The sequence below is a fragment of the Noviherbaspirillum pedocola genome, from assembly GCF_016632335.1.
GTDB classification, from domain to species: Bacteria; Pseudomonadota; Gammaproteobacteria; order Burkholderiales; family Burkholderiaceae_D; genus Noviherbaspirillum_A; species Noviherbaspirillum_A pedocola.
In genome coordinates this window covers 1-21,190 of sequence record NZ_JAEPBG010000004.1, presented here as the reverse complement: position 1 = coordinate 21,190, position 21,190 = coordinate 1, and the positions used below count along the sequence as shown (strand labels likewise).

19 protein-coding genes are annotated in these 21,190 nt (G+C 64.4%); 12 read left to right on the top strand and 7 right to left on the bottom strand.

The window, feature by feature from the left end:
• Positions 1 to 5 precede the first annotated feature (5 nt).
• Positions 6 to 1,733 (bottom strand): IlvD/Edd family dehydratase, encoded by a 1,728-nt coding sequence (locus JJB74_RS11085; RefSeq protein ID WP_200591940.1) that lies wholly within the window; start codon positions 1,731 to 1,733, stop codon positions 6 to 8.
• A 125-nt stretch (positions 1,734 to 1,858) separates the two neighbouring features.
• On the bottom strand, positions 1,859 to 3,406 hold the full coding sequence (locus JJB74_RS11080) for a UxaA family hydrolase (protein ID WP_407672336.1): 1,548 nt from the start codon (positions 3,404 to 3,406) through the stop codon (positions 1,859 to 1,861).
• 327 nt (positions 3,407 to 3,733) lie between these two features.
• On the opposite strand from JJB74_RS11080, the gene JJB74_RS11075 reads away from it, so the two are divergent.
• The 5 genes from JJB74_RS11075 (at position 3,734) to JJB74_RS11055 (ending at position 8,510) form a co-directional block, all read left to right on the top strand.
• Positions 3,734 to 4,489 (top strand): SDR family NAD(P)-dependent oxidoreductase, encoded by a 756-nt coding sequence (locus JJB74_RS11075; protein ID WP_200591939.1) that lies wholly within the window; start codon positions 3,734 to 3,736, stop codon positions 4,487 to 4,489.
• Positions 4,490 to 4,520: 31 nt separating this feature from the next.
• Complete coding sequence (locus JJB74_RS11070; protein WP_200591938.1) at positions 4,521 to 5,276, top strand: SDR family NAD(P)-dependent oxidoreductase; 756 nt, start codon at positions 4,521 to 4,523, stop codon at positions 5,274 to 5,276.
• Positions 5,276 to 6,337: an Ldh family oxidoreductase gene (locus JJB74_RS11065; protein ID WP_200591937.1), complete on the top strand. Its 1,062-nt coding sequence runs from the start codon at positions 5,276 to 5,278 to the stop codon at positions 6,335 to 6,337. The genes JJB74_RS11070 and JJB74_RS11065 overlap by 1 nt, the downstream gene beginning before the upstream one ends.
• A 160-nt stretch (positions 6,338 to 6,497) precedes the next feature.
• Entirely contained in the window at positions 6,498 to 7,274 is a 777-nt protein-coding gene (locus tag JJB74_RS11060; protein WP_200591936.1) for a FadR/GntR family transcriptional regulator, read from the top strand.
• 57 nt (positions 7,275 to 7,331) lie between these two features.
• Positions 7,332 to 8,510, top strand: a complete 1,179-nt coding sequence (locus tag JJB74_RS11055) for a fumarylacetoacetate hydrolase family protein (protein ID WP_200591935.1) — start codon at positions 7,332 to 7,334, stop codon at positions 8,508 to 8,510.
• A 705-nt stretch (positions 8,511 to 9,215) separates the two neighbouring features.
• On the opposite strand, the gene JJB74_RS11050 is transcribed toward JJB74_RS11055, so the two are convergent.
• Positions 9,216 to 9,455, bottom strand: a complete 240-nt coding sequence (locus JJB74_RS11050; RefSeq protein ID WP_200591934.1) for a hypothetical protein — start codon at positions 9,453 to 9,455, stop codon at positions 9,216 to 9,218.
• A gap of 474 nt (positions 9,456 to 9,929) precedes the next feature.
• Here JJB74_RS11050 and JJB74_RS11045 point away from each other — a divergent pair, with 474 nt between their 5' ends.
• From JJB74_RS11045 to JJB74_RS11030, 4 genes are all read left to right on the top strand, one after another.
• Positions 9,930 to 11,069: an ABC transporter substrate-binding protein gene (locus tag JJB74_RS11045; protein ID WP_200591933.1), complete on the top strand. Its 1,140-nt coding sequence runs from the start codon at positions 9,930 to 9,932 to the stop codon at positions 11,067 to 11,069.
• Between the two features lie 74 nt (positions 11,070 to 11,143).
• Positions 11,144 to 12,028: a branched-chain amino acid ABC transporter permease gene (locus JJB74_RS11040; RefSeq protein ID WP_234484107.1), complete on the top strand. Its 885-nt coding sequence runs from the start codon at positions 11,144 to 11,146 to the stop codon at positions 12,026 to 12,028.
• Complete coding sequence (locus JJB74_RS11035) at positions 12,025 to 13,818, top strand: branched-chain amino acid ABC transporter ATP-binding protein/permease (protein ID WP_200591932.1); 1,794 nt, start codon at positions 12,025 to 12,027, stop codon at positions 13,816 to 13,818. Before JJB74_RS11040 ends, JJB74_RS11035 begins: the two co-directional genes overlap by 4 nt.
• Complete coding sequence (locus tag JJB74_RS11030; RefSeq protein ID WP_200591931.1) at positions 13,805 to 14,542, top strand: ABC transporter ATP-binding protein; 738 nt, start codon at positions 13,805 to 13,807, stop codon at positions 14,540 to 14,542. The genes JJB74_RS11035 and JJB74_RS11030 overlap by 14 nt, the downstream gene beginning before the upstream one ends.
• A gap of 23 nt (positions 14,543 to 14,565) precedes the next feature.
• Here JJB74_RS11030 and JJB74_RS11025 read toward each other — a convergent pair whose 3' ends face one another.
• Entirely contained in the window at positions 14,566 to 15,681 is a 1,116-nt protein-coding gene (locus JJB74_RS11025; RefSeq protein WP_200591930.1) for a malate/lactate/ureidoglycolate dehydrogenase, read from the bottom strand.
• A 128-nt stretch (positions 15,682 to 15,809) separates the two neighbouring features.
• On the opposite strand from JJB74_RS11025, the gene JJB74_RS11020 reads away from it, so the two are divergent.
• The 3 genes from JJB74_RS11020 to JJB74_RS11010 all read left to right on the top strand — a co-directional run bounded on the left by JJB74_RS11020 (position 15,810) and on the right by JJB74_RS11010 (position 18,533).
• Positions 15,810 to 16,553 (top strand): SDR family oxidoreductase, encoded by a 744-nt coding sequence (locus JJB74_RS11020; protein WP_200591929.1) that lies wholly within the window; start codon positions 15,810 to 15,812, stop codon positions 16,551 to 16,553.
• A 40-nt stretch (positions 16,554 to 16,593) separates the two neighbouring features.
• Positions 16,594 to 17,460 (top strand): fumarylacetoacetate hydrolase family protein, encoded by an 867-nt coding sequence (locus JJB74_RS11015; RefSeq protein WP_200591928.1) that lies wholly within the window; start codon positions 16,594 to 16,596, stop codon positions 17,458 to 17,460.
• Between the two features lie 74 nt (positions 17,461 to 17,534).
• Complete coding sequence (locus JJB74_RS11010) at positions 17,535 to 18,533, top strand: MBL fold metallo-hydrolase (protein ID WP_200591927.1); 999 nt, start codon at positions 17,535 to 17,537, stop codon at positions 18,531 to 18,533.
• A gap of 1 nt (position 18,534) precedes the next feature.
• Here JJB74_RS11010 and JJB74_RS11005 read toward each other — a convergent pair whose 3' ends face one another.
• The 3 genes from JJB74_RS11005 to JJB74_RS33200 form a co-directional block, all read right to left on the bottom strand.
• A complete protein-coding gene (locus JJB74_RS11005; RefSeq protein ID WP_200591926.1) occupies positions 18,535 to 19,722 on the bottom strand; it encodes an alpha-hydroxy acid oxidase in 1,188 nt (395 codons plus the stop codon).
• 32 nt (positions 19,723 to 19,754) lie between these two features.
• Positions 19,755 to 20,705: a 2-hydroxyacid dehydrogenase gene (locus JJB74_RS11000; RefSeq protein ID WP_200591925.1), complete on the bottom strand. Its 951-nt coding sequence runs from the start codon at positions 20,703 to 20,705 to the stop codon at positions 19,755 to 19,757.
• A gap of 284 nt (positions 20,706 to 20,989) precedes the next feature.
• The coding region (locus JJB74_RS33200; RefSeq protein WP_234484106.1) for a hypothetical protein at positions 20,990 to 21,190 on the bottom strand (201 nt) is incomplete at its 5' end.

Genomic DNA, 21,190 nt, shown 5'->3' with positions numbered 1-21,190 from the left:
GCGCCTCAATGGTTGTCCTTCGGGATGCCGGCGCCGCGCTTGCCGACCAGGAAGTCGAGATCCGCGCCCAGGTTGGCCTGCTGCACCCGTTCGAAATACAGCCGCTGCCATCCGCCTTCCATCGGCGGCTTCGGCGGCTGCCATGCCGCGCGCCGCTGCGCGAGTTCCTCATCCGACACATGCAGATGCAGCCGGCGCGCTTCGACATCGAGTTCGACGATATCGCCGTCCCGCACCAGCGCCAGCGTGCCGCCCGCCGCCGCTTCGGGCGCGACATGCAGCACCACGGTGCCGTAGGCGGTGCCGCTCATGCGCGCATCCGAAATGCGCACCATGTCGGTAATGCCCTTTCTCAGTACCTTGGGCGGCAGCGGCATGTTGCCGGCCTCGGCCATGCCCGGATAGCCTTTCGGCCCGCAGTTCTTCAGCACCAGCACGCAGTTCTCGTCGACATCCAGGCTTTCGTCATCGAGCCGCTGATGCATGTGTTCGCTGTTCTCGAAGACCACCGCGCGGCCGGTGTGCTTCAGCAGCGCCGGCGTGGCTGCCGACGGCTTGATCACCGCGCCATCCGGGCATAGATTGCCGCGCAATACCGCGATTCCGGCGTGCGCCTTGAATGGTTCTTCGACCGTACGGATCACTTCGCTGTTCCACTTCGGCGCATTGCGGCAGTTGTCCCACAGCGTCTTGCCGTTGACGGTAAGGGCATCCTGGTGGATCAGCCCTTCGAGTTCGCGGATCAGCGCTGGCAGCCCGCCCGCATAGTAGAAGTCTTCCATCAGGTGCTTGCCTGACGGCTGCAGGTCCAGCAGGCAGGGCAGTTCATGGCCGAGGCGGTCCCAGTCTTCCAGCGCGAGCGGAACGTCGATGCGTCCGGCGATGGCCAGCAGATGGATCACCGCATTGGTCGAGCCGCCGATGGCGGCATTGACCCGTATCGCATTCTCGAAGGCCTTGCGCGTCAGGATCTTCGACATCACCAGGTCTTCTTCCACCATCTTCACGATGCGTCGGCCCGACTCGCGCGCCAGCACATTGCGCCGCGCGTCCACTGCCGGAATCGCTGCATTGCCGGGCAGGCTCATGCCCAGCGCCTCGACCATGCTGGCCATCGTCGAAGCGGTGCCCATGGTCATGCAATGGCCATGCGAGCGATGCATGCAGCTCTCGGCTTCAAAGAATTCTTCCTGCGCCATGCGGCCGGCGCGCACTTCCTCGGACATCTGCCACACACCCGTGCCCGATCCGAGTTCGCCGCCACGGTATTTACCGTTGAGCATCGGGCCGCCGGAAATGCCGATGGTCGGCAGATCGCACGAGGCCGCGCCCATCATCAGCGACGGCGTGGTCTTGTCGCAGCCCATCAGCAGAACGACGCCGTCGATGGGATTGCCGCGTATCGATTCCTCGACATCCATGCTGGCCAGATTGCGGAAGAGCATCGCAGTCGGACGCAGCATCGTCTCGCCCAGCGACATCACAGGAAACTCGAGCGGAAAGCCGCCCGCTTCCCAGACGCCGATCTTCACCTGCTCAGCAAGCTGGCGGAAATGCGAGTTGCAGGGCGTGAGCTCGGAATAGGTATTGCAGATGCCGATCACGGGCCGGCCGTCGAACTGGTCATGCGGGATGCCGCGGTTCTTCATCCAGGAACGGTAGATGAAGCCATCCCGGTCCTGTCGGCCGAACCACGCCTGGCTGCGGCGCAGCGGCTTCTTGGTGTCGCTCATGCGGTCTCCTGTGCTTTTTATGCTTTGCGTAGGGTGGGTAAAACCCACGCGGTTTGGTCGGTCGACGAGCGCTATGGCTGATCGACTGATCGACGAGACGCGTGGGCTGCGCCCACCCTACGGGCTTACATCGTCGGGCCAAGTATCCAGGGCGCGAATTCCTCGTCGCCCATGCCATGCAATTCGCTCTTGCTGCGCGCGCCCGAAGCGACCTCGATGATGCGCTCGAAGATGCGCGCTCCGGCCTGCTGCACCGTTTCCTCGCCTTCGAGGATGCCGCCGCAATCGACGTCCATGTCTTCGCTCATGCGCCGGTACATCGCGCTATTGGTGGCCAGCTTGATCGACGGCGCCGGCTTGCAGCCATACACCGAGCCGCGGCCGGTGGTGAAGCAGATCAGATTCGCGCCGCCGGCGACCTGGCCGGTGGCCGAGACCGGATCGAAGCCGGGCGTATCCATGAACACCAAGCCATGAGTCGTCACCGCCTGCGCATATTCATAGACATCCGCAAGATTGCTGCCGCCGGCCTTGGCCACCGCGCCGAGCGATTTCTCGAGGATGGTCGTGAGCCCGCCGGCCTTGTTGCCGGGCGACGGATTGTTGTTCATCTCGCCGCCGGTGCGCTGCGTATAGCCTTCCCACCAGCGGATGCGCGCGATCAGTTTTTCGCCGACTTCGCGCGACACCGCGCGCCGTGTCAGCAGATGTTCGGCGCCATAGATTTCCGGCGTTTCGGACAGGATCGCCGTGCCGCCATGGGCCACCAGCATGTCCATGGCCGCGCCCAGCGCCGGGTTCGCGGTGATGCCCGAGTAGCCATCCGAGCCGCCGCATTGCAGGCCGACGGTGAGATGGGAAAGCGGCGCCGGCTGGCGCGACACCGCGTTGGCCGCGGGCAGCATCTCGCGCACCATCTCAATGCCGCGCTCGATCGTGCTGCGCGTACCGCCGCTGTCCTGGATGGTCATCATGCGCAGCCGGTCGGACTCTGCCAGTCCTTGCGCGCCGAGCACCGCGCCGACCTGATTCGATTCGCAGCCCAGGCCGATGAACAGCACCGACGCGAAATTCACATGGCGCAGATAGCCGGCGGTGACGCGCCGCAGCAGGTCGATCGCCTCGCCATCGGATGCCATGCCGCAGCCGGACCGGTGCGTGATCGCCACCACGCCATCGACGTTCGGATAGTCCCGCAGCGCGTCGCCGCGGAAGGCGTCGGCGATATGGCGGCAGACAGTGGCGGAACAGTTCACGCTGCTGATCACGCCGATGTAATTGCGCGTGGCCACGCGGCCGTCGGGGCGGGCGATGCCGAGAAAGGTGCGCGCATCGGTAGAGGCAGATTGCGGTTTCAGATCGGCGCAGAAGGCATAGTCGCGCTCAAAGTCGCGCATCGCCATATTGTGCAGATGCACATGCTCACCGGCGGCGATGTCCCGGGTGGCAAAGCCTATGATCTGGTTGTAGCGGCGCACTGGTGCGCCAGCGGGAATTGCGTGAGCGGCTATCTTGTGTCCGGCCGGTATGGCGGACGCTGCGCTGATGCCGGTATCGGGCAGCACGGCGCCAGGGCGGATCTCGCGCCCGGCAATGAGCACGTCATCGTCGGCGCCCAGGCGCAGGACGAGCGGGGCTTCCTTGCTGCTGCGCAGCGTGCTCAGCGGAACCAGCACTTCATGCGGGACTTCATGTGCCACCTTGTCTCCTTGCGTTGATCATTCAACTTTAGTTATACAAGCGGGTGGTGCAAGTCACGGTTTTTACCGCAGGTGGAGTCTATTTCAGAAAACGTCGCCGGGTAAAGTGGTAATACCAATAATTTTGCGCGGGTTGACCATCTCTTGTCGGATGCCAATATCGCCAAACCCCATGCTTGACAAGCCGTAGAGCTTCTGAAACCATCCGCCGAACTGGTAAGACCAATTTCGAGGCGCGATGAATCCGCCGAGCGGAGCAGCAATCGCATGGCCTTGAAGAGACCAACGAGCGGAGGCTTCATGGAAGATCTGAAGGGCAAAGCGGTGCTGATCACCGGCGCGTCCACGGGCATTGGCGCCGCATGCGCGCGCGCTTTCGGCCAACTGGGCTGCCGCGTCGCGTTGCATTGCCATCAATCGCTGGAAGCCGCAGCGGAGGTCGCCAGCGAGGTGCAGGCGGCCGGCGCTGAGGCGATCGTCGTGCGCGGCGATCTGCGCGACTCGGACGAATGCCGGCGCGTGGTCGAGGAAGTCGCGCTACGCTTCGGCGGCATCGATGTGCTGATCAATAATGCCGGCGCGCTCGTGCGCCGCGCGCCGCTTGCCGAAATCGATGATGACATCTTCGACGAGGTCATCGACGTCAATGTCCGCTCCACCGTGATGTGCACCCGTCATGCGCTGCCGCACCTGCGCGAAGGCGCTTCGGTCATCAATCTCACCAGCATCGCCGCGCGCACCGGTGGCGGGCCGGGCGCGAGCCTGTATGCGGCGAGCAAGGGCTTCGTCAGCACCTTCACCCGCGGCATGGCCAAGGAGCTGGTGGGTCGGCGCATACGGGTCAATGCGGTGGCGCCCGGCGTGATCGTCACGCCCTTTCACGACAAGTATTCGACGCCGGAGCAGATGGAAGCAATGCGGCTGGCCATACCCATGGCGCGCCTGGGCACCGCCGATGAATGCGTCGGCGCATTCCTCTACCTCGCGTCCGAGCGCCTGTCCGGCTATGTGACCGGACAGATCATCGAAGTCAACGGCGGGCAGTACATGCCCTGAAGCCGACAAATCCACGATACGGGAGACGGGAATGGGACAGGGCAATCACTATGATTTCAGCGGCAGGCATGCGGTCGTCACGGGCGGCGCTTCCGGCATCGGCCTGGAGATCGCGCAAAGACTCGCCGCCGGCGGCGCGAAGCTGAGTTTGTGGGACCGCGACGCCGCAACGCTGGACCGGGCGCGCGCCGCGTTCGGCGAGCATGCGCCGCAGCTGGTGGTGGTCGACATTTCCAGCGTGGAGGCGGTCGATGCCGCGCGCGACCAGACCATTGCCGCCGGCCCGGTGGACATCCTGGTCAACAGCGCCGGCATCACCGGCCCGAACAACACGGTCTGGGACTATGCGCCAGAAGCTTGGGACGAGGTGATGCGCATCAACCTGCGCGGCACCTTCCTGTGCTGCCGCGCGCTGGTGCCGCAGATGCGCGAGCGCGGCTACGGTCGCATCGTCAACATCGCGTCCGTCGCCGGCAAGGAAGGCAATCCGAACGCCTCGGCCTACAGCGCTTCCAAGGCCGGCGTGATCGCGCTGACCAAGTCGCTCGGCAAGGAGCTGGCGCAGAGCGGTGTCACCGTCAACTGCATCACGCCCGCCGCGGTGCGCACGCCGATGTTCTCGCAGATGACGCAGCAGCATATCGATTACATGCTGTCGAAGATCCCGATGAATCGCTTCGGCGAAACCGCCGAGATCGCTGCGCTGGTGGCCTGGCTCAGTTCCGCCGACTGTTCGTTCTCCACCGGCGCCGTGTTCGACATTTCTGGCGGAAGGGCGACTTACTGATGGCCGCCGCACGCTATTCCCCGGATGCCTTGCGCCGTTTCGCCACGGAGCTGTTGCGCGCGGCGGGCCTGGATGCCGAACCCGCGGCTGCTGTGGCCGACACGCTGGTACTGGGCGACCTGCTCGGTCATGACACGCACGGCCTGGCGCTACTTGCGCCCTACGTGAAGGAGATCGAAGCCGGCACAATGACACGTTCCGGCGCGCCCGAAGTCCTGTCCGATCGCGGCGCTGCGCTGGCCTGGGACGGTCGTCGACTTCCCGGCCCGTGGCTGGTGACCAGCGGTCTGGAGGCCTTGATGCCGCGCGCACGCCAGTACGGCAGCGCCAGCCTGGCGATACGGCGCAGTCACCATATCGCCTGCCTGGCGACCTATCTGCTGCGCGCTACTGAAGCGGGCTTCATGATGGTCCTGGCCAGCTCCGACCCGGCGGTCGCCAGCGTCGCGCCGCATGGCGGCACGCGCGCAGTGTTCACGCCGAATCCGATCGCGGCCGGCATTCCGACGTCAGGCACGCCCATCCTGATCGACATCTCGGCGTCGGTCACCACGAATGGCATGAGCAATCGCCTGCACCGTGCAGGCCAGCAGTTCGATGAGCCCTGGATGCTCGATGCGCAAGGCAACCCAAGCACCGATCCGGGCGTGCTGTTCACCGGTCCACCAGGCACGATACAGCCGCTTGGCGGCTTGGCCGCTGGTCACAAGGGATACGGCCTGGCGCTGCTGATCGAAGCCCTGACCGGCGGTCTGTCGGGCCACGGGCGGGGCGACGCGCCCGAAGGCTGGGGCGCAACGGTCTTCATGACGCTCTACGACCCGTCCGCCTTTGGCGGCATGCCGGATTACCTGAGGCAGATGGACACGCTGGCGCAAGCCTGCCGCGATAATCCGCCGCGTCCTGGCTTCGATGCGGTGCGCCTGCCGGGAGACCGTGCGCTTGCGCGTCGTGCGAGGGCCGAGGCGGAAGGACTTGAACTGCACCCAAGCATCGCGCCGATGCTGCTCGAAGCCGCCACCCGCCATGGACTGCCGATGCCGGCGCCGCTGGGGGAATGAACCCATGCTCGGAGCGCATCAGCGGCGCTCCTTGGCAATTGCCGCTCTGCTAGCGCGGCGGCGCCATCGGCACGGCGTTTCATCGCAGGAAAGCGCGGAAGGCTGGGTCGTATAATCCCGCCTCCCGTTTGAGCCGCAGTACAGAAATGGAACTACCGTCATGCCGATCCAAGCCATCGAACCGCAACGCCTTTATCGCCAGATCAGCGGGCAATTGCGCGCGCTGATACAGCGCGGCGAATTTCCGATCGGTTCGCGCCTGCCGGCCGAGCGCGACCTCGCGGTGCAGCTAGGCGTGAGCCGGCCATCGCTGCGAGAAGCATTGATCGCGCTGGAAGTGGAGGGTTACATCGAAGTGCGCATGGGCTCGGGCATCTATGTGTGCGAGCCGCCCGCCCCGCAGGAAGCCGGCTTCGACATGTCCGGCGAGGAAGGGCCGCTGGAGCTGATCCGTGCGCGCGCGCTGGTCGAAGGCGAGATCGCGGCGCTGGCCGCGAAGGTCGGTCGCAAGCGGCATTTCGATGCGGTGGAAAAGGCCATCGACGCGATGGAGGCCGACGCCGCCGCGGGCGTCAAGCCGCTGGACGCGGATCGCCTGTTCCACATACGCATTGCCGAAGCGACTGGCAACAGCGTGCTCGTTGGTGTCGTACGCAGGCTGTTCGACGCCCGCACCGGCCCGCTCTTCGATCAATTGCACAGTCACTTCGAGACGCCGCGCGTGTGGGCGCAAGCCGTGGCCGAGCACCGGGTGGTGTTGGAAGCGCTGCGTTCCAAAGACCCTGAAGCGGCCCGAGCTGCAATGCGGCGCCACATGGACATCGGCTACAAGAGATTGACGTCGAGCCTGATGAGTGCGCCGAAGAAGCGCAAGACCAGCGATGCCAGTTCGCGCAGTCGACGCGCCACCATCGCGCCCGCAAGAAAGAGCGCATGAAGCGTCGTGCCACGGCACGACGGCTGGCGTCATACCGATAACAAGCGAGGAGACAGGATGGACGAGCGATACCGTAGCGAGGCCTGCATGCCGCAGGACGCCGAATCCGCGTTGTTGATCGGGCGCGTCTGGGAACCCGGGATCGGCCCGACACTGGCCCAGATCCGGCCGGACGGCGCGTATGACCTGACGCCGCTCGCGGCCACCTGCAGCGCGTTGCTCGATTTGCCGCAGCCGGCGGCCGCAGTGCGCAATGCGAAGGCGCTGCGTCGCATCGCACCGCTCGATGCACTGCTGCGCAACTCGGAAGAAGCGGCGCGCGACACGGCGCTGCCCTGGTTGCTCGCGCCCTGCGACCTGCAGGCGATCAAGGCCAGCGGCGTGACCTTTGTGTCGAGCATGCTCGAGCGGGTCATCGAAGAGCAGGCGCGCGGCGACGCTTCGCGCGCGGAAGAGGTCCGGCGCGCGATTGCTGCGGTCATTGGCGATGATCTGTCGCGTGTCGTTCCGGGTTCGGAAGACGCGGCTCGCCTGAAGGAAGTGCTGATCGAGCGCGGCGCCTGGTCGCAGTATCTCGAAGTGGGCATCGGGCCGGATGCCGAAATTTTCACGAAGGCGCAGCCGATGTCTGCCGTTGGCTTGGGCAGCGAGATTGGCTTGCATCCGAAGTCCGACTGGAACAATCCCGAGCCCGAAATCGTGCTTGCGGTAAACAGCCGGGGTGAAACGGTCGGCGCTACGCTGGGCAATGACGTGAACCTGCGCGACTTCGAAGGCCGCAGCGCGCTGTTGCTGGGCAAGTCCAAGGACAACAATGCTTCCTGCGCGATTGGTCCCTTCATTCGCCTTTTTGACGAGGGCTACACGATCGACCATGTGCGTCGCTGCAATCTGGACATGCGCATCGAAGGACCGGAAGGCTTTGTGCTCACCGGCAGCAGCCCGATGTCGCAGATCAGCAGGGATCCGCTCGACCTGGTCACCCATGCGATGGGTCCGAACCATCAATACCCGGACGGCATGCTCCTCTTCCTCGGCACGATGTTTTCGCCGACCGAGGACAGATTCGCGCCTGGCCAGGGTTTTACCCATGAGGTCGGCGATATCGTGCGCATCAGCACGCCGGGACTGGGAACGCTGGTGAACCGCGTGAACCGCAGCGATCGCATTGCGCCATGGACTTTTGGTGCTGGTGCGCTGATGCGTAATCTGGCGCAACGGGGGCTGTTGTCATAGGTGGTGGTATGCGTATGGCGGTGGCGCAGTGTATTGCGCTCGTGAGATGCAATGGACGATGCGAGTGGTCAGTGCAAGTATTGATGTGATTCGTGCAGTTGCAGTTGCAGTTGCAGTTGTAGTGGCAGTGCCTTTGCCTTTGTAGTTGTAGTTGTAGTTGTAGTTGTAGTTGCCGTTGCCTTTAACCCCCGTTGATTGCGCCGTGACGGCGATGCCCGGAGCGGGAAAAGGTGCGGCGTCTGTTTGAGCGCAGCGCAGCGTAGCGAGTTTAGCTGCGCCCCGCTCCGGGCATCGACGGCACGGGAACCCCGCGTAGCGGGGCGCAATCTCCGGGGGCGCCTTTTCTTGCCTACTTCTTTTCGCAAAAGAAGTAGGCCGGCTGCCGGGCCGGGACCCGGCTAGGTCGAGGGGGCGCTGAACGTATTGCATCACCGGAGTGATGTCGTTGAGGGGGCAGGCTCTTGTCTTGGTCGTCGTCGCGTTGGTCGAGGCTTGGATTGAAAGGCCCGTCCGGTCGAGGTTTGAGGCCCGATGACCCAATAAGAACATCGCACTTGGCGACCAAGCCGGGTCCCGGCCCGGCAGCCGGGTCACTTCTTTTGCTTCGCCAAAAGAAGTAACCAAGAAAAGGCGACCCGGAGATCGCGCCCCGCTGCGCGGGGTTCCCGTGTCGCCGGACCCTAAAGCGGGGCGCGGCTAAACTCGCTACGCTGCGCTTCGCTCAGACAGACGCCGCACCTTATCCGCTTCAGGGCCCGGCGCCACGGCGCGATCAACGGGATTAAAAGCAACGGCAACTGCAACCGCAAAGGCAACTGCAACCGCAAAGGCAACTGCAACCGCAAAGGCAACTGCAACCGCAAAGGCAACTGCAAAGGCAACTGCAAAGGCAACTGCAAAGGCAACTGCAAAGGCAACTGCAAAGGCAAAGGCAAACCAAGTCATGTTGATGCGCTTGTAGCGTAATGACTCGTTGCTCCCGCATCCTTTGCATGCCTTGAACAGCGTTTGATGCGAAACAAGCGTGCTTGCATGTCGCGTCCAAGTCCTGGCACTCACCGCTTCGCATGCTTGACAGTCAATGCCAACCCTGAAATTATCGCCGCATTGGTAAGACCAAATAGCCAATTCAAAATGTAGAGACGGGCGAAAATGCCCGCGACAACCGGAGACGACAAGTCAGGGCACGCAGCATAACGGCACCCGCCAGGCGCCGCCGCATGCCGCCATGGCTGGCGCTCCGCATACAAGGAGACCGCGGCCATGTACTCAATCTCAGCACTTCGCAGCAAAGCGAACGGCCTTCACGCCGGCGCGCGCCACATTGTGATCCCGTAGCAGAAACGCAGCCAACGGCCGTGAGCCCATGAGCCCATGGAAGCGCGGCCCGCAAATTCAACCAGAAGACGCGAGGAGACCATGAAGACCACGAAGCTTGCATTGCTGTGCGCCGCCATCGTTGCAGGTGCGACATCCTTCGGCGCACATGCCGCCGATCCCATCAAGATTGGCCTGATGGCCGAAAGCACCGGCGCGAATGCCGAAGCCGGGGTCTACCAGATCAATGGCGCGAAGATGGCGCTCGAGGAAATCAACAAGGCCGGCGGCGTGCTCGGGCGGCAGCTCGAGCTGCGCATCGAGGATAACCAGAGCTCGAACCCGGGCTCGGTACTCGCAGTCTCGAAGCTCACCAGCGCCGGCGATCTGGTCGCGCTGATCGGCTCGGTGCGCAGCACGCAGATACAGGCCGTGATGCCGACGGTGCAAAAGGCCGCGCTGCCGATGGTCGTCGGTGGCACGGACTATGGCCTGACCCATTCCAACAATCCGTGGATCTTCCGCGCCCGCCCCAACGACGGTTATTCCGCGAAGGTGATCGCCGATTTCGGCGTCAATACGTTGAAGCTGAAGAAGTGGGCGATCATGCATGCGACCGACGCCTTCGGCAACGGTGGCAAGAACATGCTGACCGCGGCGCTGAAGGAACATGGCATCACGCCAGTGACGGTCCAGGGCTTCACCAGCAACTCGCAGGACTTCACGCCGGTGGTGCTGGCCATCAAGCAGTCCGGCGCGGACGTAGTCTCGTCCTACATCACCAATTCCACCGATGTCGGCATCTTCGCCAAGCAGCTGCGCCAGCTCGGCGTCAACAGCGCCTGGGTCGGCTCGCCCTCGCTGTCCACCGACACCGCGATGAAGCTGGCCGGCGACGCGCTTTACGGCACTTATTCCATTGCCGATTTCGCGGTGGAATCCAGTCCCGAAGCGCAAGCCTATGCCAAGCGCTACCAGGAGAAGTACAAGCTGGTGCCCGACCTGTATTCGGCCTGGTCCTATGACGCGGTGCAGGTGCTGGCGCAGGCCATCAAAAAGGCCAACAGCACCAAGCCGGATGACATCCGCAAGGCCATCCACGAGATCAAGGGCTACAAGGGCGTCGAAGGCACCTATACCTTCGACAAGAACGGCGACGGTCTGCACGGCTACAACGTCGTGAAGAACGAGAACGGCAAGATCGTGTTCGTGAAGCACATCGATTTCGACGTCGCCCAATAAGCGGTCCTCAACCGCGCAAGAAGCTGCTTCCATCGCCGGCCGCGACAGCGGCCGGCAAGCCAAGGAGACGTTGCATGGGTTCGATGGCAATCAATCTGCAGATCCTGTTTTCCGGCCTGGCCATCGGCGCGGTGTATGCGCTGGTAGCGCTGGGCTTCGTGCTGATCATCCGGGCCACGAACGTGGTCAATTTCGCGCAGGGCGACTTCGCGATGCTCGGCGCCTTTTCGATGATGACGATGCTCGGCGCGCTGCATCTTCCGTACTGGCTCGGTCTGCTGCTGACGCTCGTGGTGATGGCGGTATTCGGCGTGATCTTCAATTACGGCGTGTATTACCCGCTGCGCAACCGCTCCTTTCTTCCGGTGATCATCAGCACCCTCGGCGCTTCGGTGTTTCTGCAGAACTCAGTGCTGGCAGTCTTCGGCCCGCAACCAAAGCCGCTGGAAAAGCTGCTCAATACACCCGGCGTGCAGATCGGCGGCGTGTTCCTTGATTCGCAATACCTGGTGATCATGTTCGTGACCGCGATCGCTGTCGCATTCCAATACTTCTTCTTCGAGCACACACTGCTCGGCAAGAAGCTGCAGGCAACTTCGCAGGACAAGGACATGGCGCGCCTGCTCGGCATACCGGTCGCGTGGATGATTGCCATCACTTTCATCTACAGCGCCACGCTAGGCGGACTGGCCGGCGTCCTGATCGGGCCGGTCCTGTTCGTGTCGATCGGCATGGGGTCCATCATTGCATTGAAGGCCTTCTCCGCGACCATCATCGGCGGCTTCGGCGATGTCACCGGGGCCATCGTCGGCGGACTTCTGCTAGGGGTAGTGGAAAGCTTCGCCGCCGCGCATATCTCGGTGCCGTACAAGGACGCCTTTGCCTTCCTGCTGCTGTTCGTGTTCCTGCTGTTCCGGCCGCAGGGCATCTTCGGCGAAAAAATCTCGGAGAAAGCATGAGCCAGCCCCCCGCCGCCATTTCCAATCCGGCGCTGCCGGCCCGGCCGCGCTTTCGCTTTGGCCTGCTTGTGGTGCTCGTGCTCGCCATCCTGCTGCCGATCGTGCCCTATGTCGCCAAGGTCGACCACTATGTGCTGAACATCCTGATGCAGGCCGCGACCTATGGCGTGGCCGTGCTCGGCATGACGGTGGTGCTCGGCTACACCGGGCAGATCAACCTGGCCCAGGGCGCGTTCTTTGGCTTCGGCGCGTATGCGGTCGCGCTGGGCACGGTTGCCTACGGGCTCAGCTTCTGGGTCTCGCTGCTGCTGGGCATCGTGATCGCCGGCGTGGCCGGCTTCGTGCTCGGCCTGACTACGTTGCGGCTCGGCGGCCATTACCTGGCGATGATCACCATCAGCTTCCAGCAGATCTTCGACCTGGTGATGGTGAACTGGGCCGACGTCACCCGCGGCCCGGATGGCGTTGCCGGCATACAGCGGCCCTCGCTTTTCGGCTACGAACTCAGCGACGACCGCGCCTATCTTGCCTTCTGCGCCGTGGTGCTGTACCTGATGCTGTTCCTGGTCTGGCGCCTGCCGCATACCCGGCTTGGCCGGGCCATGCGCGCAGTGCGCGAGAACGAGATGGCCGCCGAAGTGACCGGCGTGCCCACGCTCAAGGTCAAGGTGATCGCCTTCACGCTGTGCGCCGCGCTCGGCGGCGTCGGCGGCGCACTGTACGCGGCGGGGTTTGCCTATGTCAGCCCGGACAATTTCAACTTCCGCGTCGCGATTGATTTCCTGACGATGGCACTCCTTGGCGGCGCGCAATCGCCATTCGGCTCGGCGCTGGGCACGATGATGCTGATCCTGCTGCCCGAGTGGCTGCGCTTCCTCAAGGAGATTTACCTCGCCGCCTACGGCCTCGCGGTGATCCTGATCATGGTCTTCATGCCGGAAGGCATCTGGGGCATCGCCGCGGCCGCATGGCGCCGCGCTTTCGGACGCGCTCAACCGATTTATGCATCCGTGCCGCCGCTCGTGCTCGATGTGCCGGCGCAGGGCGAGTCGACCATGCTGAAGCTGTCCAATGTGTCCAAGCACTTCGGCGGCGTCAAGGCGGTGGATGGCATCGACATCGATGTGGCGCGCGGCACGGTGCATGCGCTGATCGGGCCGAACGGCTCGGGCAAGACCACAACGCTGAACGTGCTCAACGGCATCCTGCGGCCGACCGCAGGCAGCATCCTGCTCGATGGTCGCGACATCAGCCATGCCTCTCCGCATGCGCGCGCGGCGCAGGGACTGGGCCGCACCTTCCAGAACATCCGGCTGTTCCCGGCAATGTCGGCGCTGGAAAACGTCATGGTCGGCGCGCAGCGCGAAAACAATCCCATCCCTGGCGGCGACGCGGCGCTGCGCGAACGTGCCCTGGCAGCGCTGGCTTTCGTCGGCCTGGCTGATCGGGCGCAGGTGGTGGTGAAGAGCCTCCCCTATGGCCATCAGCGCATGGTAGAGATCGCGCGCGCGCTCGCCGGCCATCCGAAGCTGCTGCTGCTGGATGAGCCGGCCGCCGGTTTGAACAGCACCGAAAAGGGCGAACTGGTGCAACTGTTGAAGCGCTTGCGCGGCCATGGCCTGACGATCTTCCTGATCGAGCATGACATGGCCCTGATCGAGCAGGTGTCGGACCGGATCTCGGTGCTCAACTTCGGCCGCAAGATCGCCGACGGCGCGCCGCAGGAAGTGCTGCGCCATCCGGAAGTGGTGAAGGCTTATCTCGGGGAGAGCGCGCATGCGGCTGCTTGAATTGCAATCGGTGAGCAGTTTCTACGGCAATGTGCAGGCATTGCGGCAGGTGTCGCTGCACGTCGACGAAGGCGAGGTCGTCACGCTGTTGGGCGCGAACGGCGCCGGCAAGAGCACGACGCTGCGCACGATTTCGGGGCTGGTGAGTCCGGCCGAGGGCACGATACTGCTGGGTGGCGAGCCGATACAGCGGCTCTCGCCCGAGGCTATTGTCCGTCGCGGCATTGCCCATGTGCCGGAAGGGCGTCGCATTTTTCCCGGCCTGACGGTCACGGAGAACATACAGCTCGGGGCATCGAACCGCGGCCGCTTGTCCAAGGCGGAACTGGCGCGGGATGTCGAGGAAATGTTCACCATCTTCCCGGACCTGAAGCGGCTGTCGCGCGCGCTGGGCTGGAGTCTCTCCGGTGGCCAGCAGCAAATGCTCGCGGTGGCGCGCGGCCTGATGGCGCGGCCGCGCCTGCTGCTGCTCGATGAGCCATCGCTCGGGCTGGCGCCCATCATCGTGCAGCAATTGTTCGGCGTGATCCGCGACATCCGCGCGCGCGGCATGACGATCCTGCTGGTCGAGCAGAACGCGAACATGGCGCTGTCGGTCGCGGACCGCGGTTATGTGCTCGAGACCGGGCGTCTCATCACGGAGGGCCGGCCCCAGGAGCTGCTGAACAATGAGGAAGTGCGCGCCGCCTATCTCGGCGGCGGCCACCAGGCGGTCGGCGCATGAGGCCGACGCCCGGTCTTGCGTTCCTAGGCGGAAGCGCCGAAGACTGCATCGATCTCCGCCTGCGGCATGCCGGCCTGGTGCGCGCAATCGATCAGCTGCAGGCAGGTGGCACGGTCGATCGGGATACCATGCTCGCGCCGCTGTGCGCGCAGGCGCTGTTCCGGTTCGCCGGGCGTCTGCACTACATCGACGCCGGGCGCGCTCGGCGCGGCTTTGAGCCAATCGAGAAAGGCCTCGGCTTCGCTGTCGGCATCCGGCGCATCGAAGCCGGAGCGATCAATGATGACCGACAGCATGCCATTGATGATCACGCCGCCGCTCACCAGGCTGGCCGCATGCGTCGTGCGGCCGCCGGCGAGTGCGCCGCCGAAGATTTCACAGATTGCGGCCAGGCCATAGCCCTTGTGCTCGCCGAAGGGCAGCAGCGCGCCGCGCGGCTCGGCGAACATCACGCCCGGGTCGTCGCCCGATATGCCGTCGGGATCGATCACGCTGTCGGCCGGCAGACGCACGCCCTTGTTATAGGCCACGCGCGCCTTGCCGTAGGCGACGCGGCTGGTGGCGAAGTCCAAAACCAGCGGCGGCTTGCCGGCGCGCGGAAAGGCGGCGCAGAACGGGTTCGTGCCGATGCGCGCATCGCGGCCGCCAAAGGGCGCGACCAGCGGATCGCCGGCGACATTGACGAAGTGAAAGGACACCAGGCCGGCGTCGGCGCATTGCTCGGCCCAGTGGCCGATGCGGCCGATGTGGTGCGCATTGCGCAGGCCGACAGCGCAAATGCCGAGCGTTTTCGCGCGCTCGATGCCAAGCGCCATCGCTTCATGCGCGCTCACCTGGCCGAAACCCATGTCGCCATCCACGGTCAGCAGGGCGCCGGCGTCGCGCACGATGCGCGCATGGCGGTTGAGGTGCAGCGTGCCTTCGCGCAGCGAGCGCAGATAGCGCGGCGCCATGCCGACGCCATGCGAATCGTGTCCGGAAAGGTTGGCCAGCACCAGGTGATCGGCCAGCAGCTGCGCTTCGCGCGGCTGGCTACCGAGCCGGGTCCACATCGTGGCGATGAAGGCATGCAGGCGCTCGGCGTCGGCATCGATGCCGCTCGCGCCGGCACTGGCGCTGTCACTGTTGATATCGGGCATGGCGTGCAATCTCCTTGGAAGCGATTGAGGATAGGGCATCATAAATTGGTCAGACCAATTCAACAAGCGCTGGCGCGTAGCGGCAATGCCGGAGTCGAGCCGCGTCATTATTACGAAGGGAAAGTCGCATGACACAGAGATTGAGTGGCAAGACCGCGCTGATCACCGCAGCCGGGCAGGGCATAGGACGCGCCACGGCGCTGGCCTTTGCGCGAGAAGGCGCGCGCGTGATCGCCACCGACGTCAATGCCGAAAGCCTTGTCGACCTCGCCGGCTGCGAGACACGGAGGCTGGATGTCACCGATGCCGACGCGATCCGCGCGCTGGCCGCCGAGCTCGGCAGGGTCGACATTCTGTTCAACTGCGCCGGCATCGTTGACAGCGGCAGCATCCTCGAGTGCGACGAGCGCGCCTGGGATGCGTCGTTCAACTTGAATGTGCGCTCGATGTATCGCATGATGCGAGCCTTCCTGCCAGCGATGCTGGAAGGCGGCGGCTCGATCATCAACATGTCTTCGGTCGCCTCGAGCGTCAAGGGCGTGCCCGCGCGCTTCGTCTATGGCGCGACCAAGGCCGCGGTGATTGGCATGACCAAGTCGGTGGCCGCGGATTTCGTCACCCGCGGCGTGCGCTGCAATGCGATCTGCCCCGGCACGGTGGAATCGCCGTCGCTGCGGCAGCGCGTCGCGGCGCAGGCCGATGCCAGCGGTGCGAGCGTGGACGAGGTCGCCGCCGCCTTCCGCGCGCGCCAGCCGATGGGCCGGCTCGGCACCGTTGAGGAAATCGCGGCGCTCGCGGTGTATCTGGGCTCGGATGAGTCCGGCTTCACCACTGGCGCAATCCATATCATTGACGGCGGCTGGTCGACCTGAGCCGCACTCACCACACTCCACTCATCAAGAAAGGAAAGTTATGAAGCTGATGCGTTACGGCGCGAAGGGCAGCGAGAAGCCCGCGTTGCTGGATCAACAGGGCAAGGTGCGCGATCTGTCTGGCGTACTTGGTGACATCACCGCCGACGCGCTCTCGCCGCAGGGACTGGAGCGCCTGCGCGGGATCGACGCGCAGAGCCTGCCGCTGGTGGATAATCCGGGCCGCATTGCGCCGCCCTGGTCCGGCGTGGGCAAGTTCATCTGTGTCGGCTTGAACTATGCCGACCATGCGGCCGAATCGGGCATGCCGGTGCCGGCCGAGCCGGTGCTGTTCATGAAGGTAGAGAGCTGCATCGTCGGACCGAACGATGCAGTGGTGCTGCCGCAGGGATCGAAGAAGGGCGACTGGGAAGTCGAGCTTGGCGTGGTCATCGGATCAAAGGCGCGCTATGTGTCCGAAGCGGATGCGCTGGGCCACGTTGCCGGCTATTGCGTGATCAACGATGTGTCCGAGCGGGAATTCCAGCTCGAGCGTGGCGGCACCTGGGACAAGGGCAAGTGCTGCGATACCTTCGGTCCGATCGGCCCGTGGCTGGTGACGACTGACGAGGTGCCGGATCCGCAGAACCTCGACATGTGGCTGGATGTGAATGGCAAGCGCTTCCAGACTGGCAATACCCGCACGATGATCTTCGGCGTGGCCCAGCTGGTCAGCTACATCAGCCGCTTCATGACGCTCATGCCCGGCGACGTCATCACCACCGGCACGCCGCCCGGAGTCGGCATGGGCATCAAGCCCGCGCCCGTGTTCCTGAAGCCGGGCGACGTGATGCGGCTCGGCATTGCCGGGCTGGGGGAGCAGCAGCAGACCGTGCATGCGTGGAACCCGGAGTTGATCGACGCATAGCGTTCTGCACGGTACGCAGTCATCCCGACGAATAGGCCGTAGAATTGCGCGCTTGGCCCAAGGAGACTGTACCAATGCGCAACAACAGCCAGGCGTTCAACGCGAACCGGCGTGACTTCATCAAACTCGGCGCCGGCATGGCCTGCGCGCTGGCCGCCTTGCCTTTCGGCGCGCGGGCACAGGATGCCGGCACACCAGGCCGAGACAGGCTGGTGCTGCTCGGCACCAAGGGCGGACCGCGCGTCGGCGGTTCGGGCAAGACGCTGGGCAACCTGTCGCGCATGAATCCGTCGAATGTGCTCGTCATCGGCGGCGTGCCCTATGTTGTCGACTGCGGCTACGGCGTGGCCATGCAAATGGTTCGCGCCGGCATTCCACTGCAGAACCTGCGCCATATCTTCATCACCCATCATCATTCGGATCATGAGCTGGAATACGGCAACCTGATCTACAGCGGCTGGGCCACCGGACTGAATCATGTCGTCGATGCCTATGGGCCGCCAGGGCTGGAAAAGATGACGCGGGATTTCCTCGCATTGAACGAGATCGATATCACCACCCGCATCAAGGATGAAGGCAAGCCCGACCTGCGCAAGCTGATCGAAGCGCATGACATCCATGACCTGAACGACGTGTTCCGCAACGATGCAGTGCGTGTCAGCGCGATGAGCGCGATTCATCCGCCGCTGAAGGATTGCTACGGATTCAAGTTCGAATTCGGCGGCAAGACTGTGGTGTTCTCCGGCGACACGGGCTACAACCCGAAGCTTGCGGAGTTCGCCAAGGGCGCCGATTACCTGGTGCATGAAGTGATGTATCTTCCGGGCGTGGAAGCGATGGCCAAGCGCGTGCCGAATGCGGCCACGCTGCGCGAGCACCTGCTGGCGAGTCATACCGTCACCGAAGACGTGGGCCGCGTTGCCGCTGCCTCAGGAGTCAAGAACGTGGTGCTCAGCCATTTCGTGCCCGGCGACGACCCCACGATCACCGACGCGATGTGGGCCGAAGGCGTGCGCAAGCACTACAACGGCAATGTCATCGTCGGCCATGACCTGATGACCATCGAGCTTTAAGCTATGCCGCGCCCGGATATTCCCGCCGCAGGAAGTCTGGCGTCATGTCGGCCAGGTTCGCAATGCCGAGCATGCCCATGTTGCGGAAGACTTCGTCGGACAACAGCTTGATGCCGTGCGCCACGCCGGCCTGCCCCGCGATGGTCGCCGCATAGGCGAAAGGCCGGCCCACCAGCACCATGCGCGCGCCGAGACCGATAGCCTTCAGCACATCGGTGCCGCGCCGCACGCCGCTGTCGAGCAGCACCGGCAGATCGGGCACCGCGGCGACGATGCCGGGCAACACCCGCAGCGGCGCCGCGCAGCCGTCGAGTTGGCGGCCGCCGTGGTTGGACACCACGATTGCATCCGCGCCGATCTCGCGCGCCGTCACCGCATCCTGCGGCCGCAGGATGCCCTTCAATACCATCGGCCCGGGCCAGACACGTCGTATCGCTTCGAGATGCTTCCAGGTGATGTGGCCGCGGTCGTTGTAGTCGCGCAGTACATTCGACGAAAGGATGGGCGCGCCGCGCCCGGCGAAGTTGTTTTCGAAATGCGGCATGCCATGGCGCAGCAGCGTGCGCGTGAACGTGCCGAGCAGCCATGAAGGATGGGTGACGCCATCCCAGGCAAGACGTAGCGACGGCCGCAGCGGCGCGGAAAAGCCGCTGCGGATATTGTTTTCGCGATTCGCCATCACGGACACATCGACCGTGATGACCAGCGTCCTGAAGCCGGCGCGGCCAGCGCGGTCGATCAGGGCCATCGCCGGCGCGGTCTCTCCGGGCAGGTAGGCCTGGAACCAGGTATCGGGCGCTTCCTTTACGACCTCTTCCATCGGGATCAGCGAGGAGCCGGACAGGATCATCGGTACGTTCGCATCGCGCGCGGCGGCAGCCATGACGAGGTCGCCGCGATACGCATACAGCGCCGCCATGCCCATGGGCGCGATGCCGAACGGCGAGGCGTAGCTGCGGCCGAACAGCTCGACCGCTTGCGAGCGCTGCGACACATTGACCATGACCCGGTGCACAAAGCTGTAGTCATCGAAGCTTGCGCGATTCATGCGCAGAGAGGCATTGTCCTCGGCGGCGCCGGCAACGTAGCCAAAGATGGGGCGCGGCAGATACGCGCGTGCGGCCGGCTCGAAATCTTCCAGGCGCAGTATCCGGCGCAACGCGCGCGGCATGGTAGGGGTTTGGGCCATGTTTTATCGATGAGAGAGGCGGCGAGACGAAATCAGGCAACCGGCGTTGGCAGCGGCTTGCCGGCGAAGTGCGCGAGCAGGTTGTCGACGACGAGCTGGCCCATCGCCTGACGCGTCTCCACCGTCAGGCTGGCAACATGCGGCGTGAGCACCACGTTGGGCAGCGCGCGCAGCGCTTCGGGCACATGCGGCTCGTCCTCGAACACGTCCAGCGCCGCCGCGCCGAGTCTGCCTTCGGTCAGCGCAGCGATCAGCGCGGCCTCGTCGACCACCGAGCCGCGCGCGATGTTGACCAGCGTGCCGGTCGGGCCGAGTGCATCGAGGATGCTCCCATCGATGCTGTGCCGGGTCCGTTCACCGCCGGGGGCTGCCACCACCAGGTAATCGCAGCGCTCGGCGAGTTCGTGTAGCGAGCCGACGCGCTCGACATCGGTGCCGGCCACCGGGTTCGGCTGGTAGTAGCACAGGCGCATGCCGAAGGCGGCGAGACGATGGCTGATTGCCTGGCCGATGCGGCCGAAGCCGAAGATGCCGGCGACTTTGCCGCGCAGCGACAACGCCGGTGCAATCGGCTTCTTCGCGTCCCAGTCGCCGCGCCGCACGTAGGAGTCCAGCCATGGCAGGCGCCGTGCCGCCGCCATCAACAGCAGCACGCCAAGGTCGGCCACATCGTCGGTCAGCACGCCGGGCGTATTGGTCACCGCGATGCCGCGTGCGCGTGTTGCGTCGAACGGGACCGCATCGACGCCGATGCCGTTGACCGCGATGATTTCGATGGCCGGCAATTGCGCGATCAGCTCGCGGCTGATGCCCAGTCCGCCATTGGTGACGACCGCGCGCGCCTTGCCGGCAACCGATGCGATGAAGGCTTCCTGTTCGGCCGCCGGCAGGCGCCACGCATGATGGCAGGTGAAGCCGGCCTCGAGTTGTTGCAGCATGTGCGGAGAGGTAAGGGCGCCGAGAACAAGGATGTCAGGTCGCATGCGTGCTTCTTTCGGATGGGAGGGGGACGGTGCACCGGTGATTGGCGGCGCTGCGCATGCGGAAAACCGGAAGCGGGATACGGCATCGCCTGGTGAGATTTTCCTGCATGGGAATGCGCATGGTCGACAGCTGCGAATGCATGATGGGCGCGGCCGGTGGATCGGTGCGACATCGTACAAGATGGGAAATGGAAATGCAAAATGGCAGGGCAAGGCGTGGTGGTGCCGTCTTGCGTGATTGCGCGGGACCGTAATGCATAGGTTTGGCTGACAAGCCAGCCCTTTCAAGGTGATGTCGAATTGTTTTTCAGGCCGTCGGTAGACTGCATAAGGTTGGCAGGTTGAGATAAGGATGCAGTTGCAGTTGCCTTTAACCCCGTTGATTGCGCCGTGACGGCGATGCCCGGAGCGGGAAAAGGTGCGGCGTCTGTTTGAGCGAAGCGCAGCGTAGCGAGTTTAGCCGCGCCCCGCTCCGGGCATCGACG

Excerpts from the sequence above, each read along its gene's own strand:
- JJB74_RS11085 (WP_200591940.1), bottom strand. The coding sequence starts at position 1,733 with ATGAGCGACACCAAGAAGCCGCTGCGCCGCAGCCAGGCGTGGTTCGGC.
- JJB74_RS11075 (WP_200591939.1), top strand. The coding sequence starts at position 3,734 with ATGGAAGATCTGAAGGGCAAAGCGGTGCTGATCACCGGCGCGTCCACG.
- JJB74_RS11070 (WP_200591938.1), top strand. The coding sequence starts at position 4,521 with ATGGGACAGGGCAATCACTATGATTTCAGCGGCAGGCATGCGGTCGTC.
- JJB74_RS11065 (WP_200591937.1), top strand. The coding sequence starts at position 5,276 with ATGGCCGCCGCACGCTATTCCCCGGATGCCTTGCGCCGTTTCGCCACG.
- JJB74_RS11060 (WP_200591936.1), top strand. The coding sequence starts at position 6,498 with ATGCCGATCCAAGCCATCGAACCGCAACGCCTTTATCGCCAGATCAGC.
- JJB74_RS11055 (WP_200591935.1), top strand. The coding sequence starts at position 7,332 with ATGGACGAGCGATACCGTAGCGAGGCCTGCATGCCGCAGGACGCCGAA.
- JJB74_RS11050 (WP_200591934.1), bottom strand. The coding sequence starts at position 9,455 with ATGACTTGGTTTGCCTTTGCCTTTGCAGTTGCCTTTGCAGTTGCCTTT.
- JJB74_RS11045 (WP_200591933.1), top strand. The coding sequence starts at position 9,930 with ATGAAGACCACGAAGCTTGCATTGCTGTGCGCCGCCATCGTTGCAGGT.
- JJB74_RS11040 (WP_234484107.1), top strand. The coding sequence starts at position 11,144 with ATGGGTTCGATGGCAATCAATCTGCAGATCCTGTTTTCCGGCCTGGCC.
- JJB74_RS11035 (WP_200591932.1), top strand. The coding sequence starts at position 12,025 with ATGAGCCAGCCCCCCGCCGCCATTTCCAATCCGGCGCTGCCGGCCCGG.
- JJB74_RS11030 (WP_200591931.1), top strand. The coding sequence starts at position 13,805 with ATGCGGCTGCTTGAATTGCAATCGGTGAGCAGTTTCTACGGCAATGTG.
- JJB74_RS11025 (WP_200591930.1), bottom strand. The coding sequence starts at position 15,681 with ATGCCCGATATCAACAGTGACAGCGCCAGTGCCGGCGCGAGCGGCATC.
- JJB74_RS11020 (WP_200591929.1), top strand. The coding sequence starts at position 15,810 with ATGACACAGAGATTGAGTGGCAAGACCGCGCTGATCACCGCAGCCGGG.
- JJB74_RS11015 (WP_200591928.1), top strand. The coding sequence starts at position 16,594 with ATGAAGCTGATGCGTTACGGCGCGAAGGGCAGCGAGAAGCCCGCGTTG.
- JJB74_RS11010 (WP_200591927.1), top strand. The coding sequence starts at position 17,535 with ATGCGCAACAACAGCCAGGCGTTCAACGCGAACCGGCGTGACTTCATC.
- JJB74_RS11005 (WP_200591926.1), bottom strand. The coding sequence starts at position 19,722 with ATGGCCCAAACCCCTACCATGCCGCGCGCGTTGCGCCGGATACTGCGC.
- JJB74_RS11000 (WP_200591925.1), bottom strand. The coding sequence starts at position 20,705 with ATGCGACCTGACATCCTTGTTCTCGGCGCCCTTACCTCTCCGCACATG.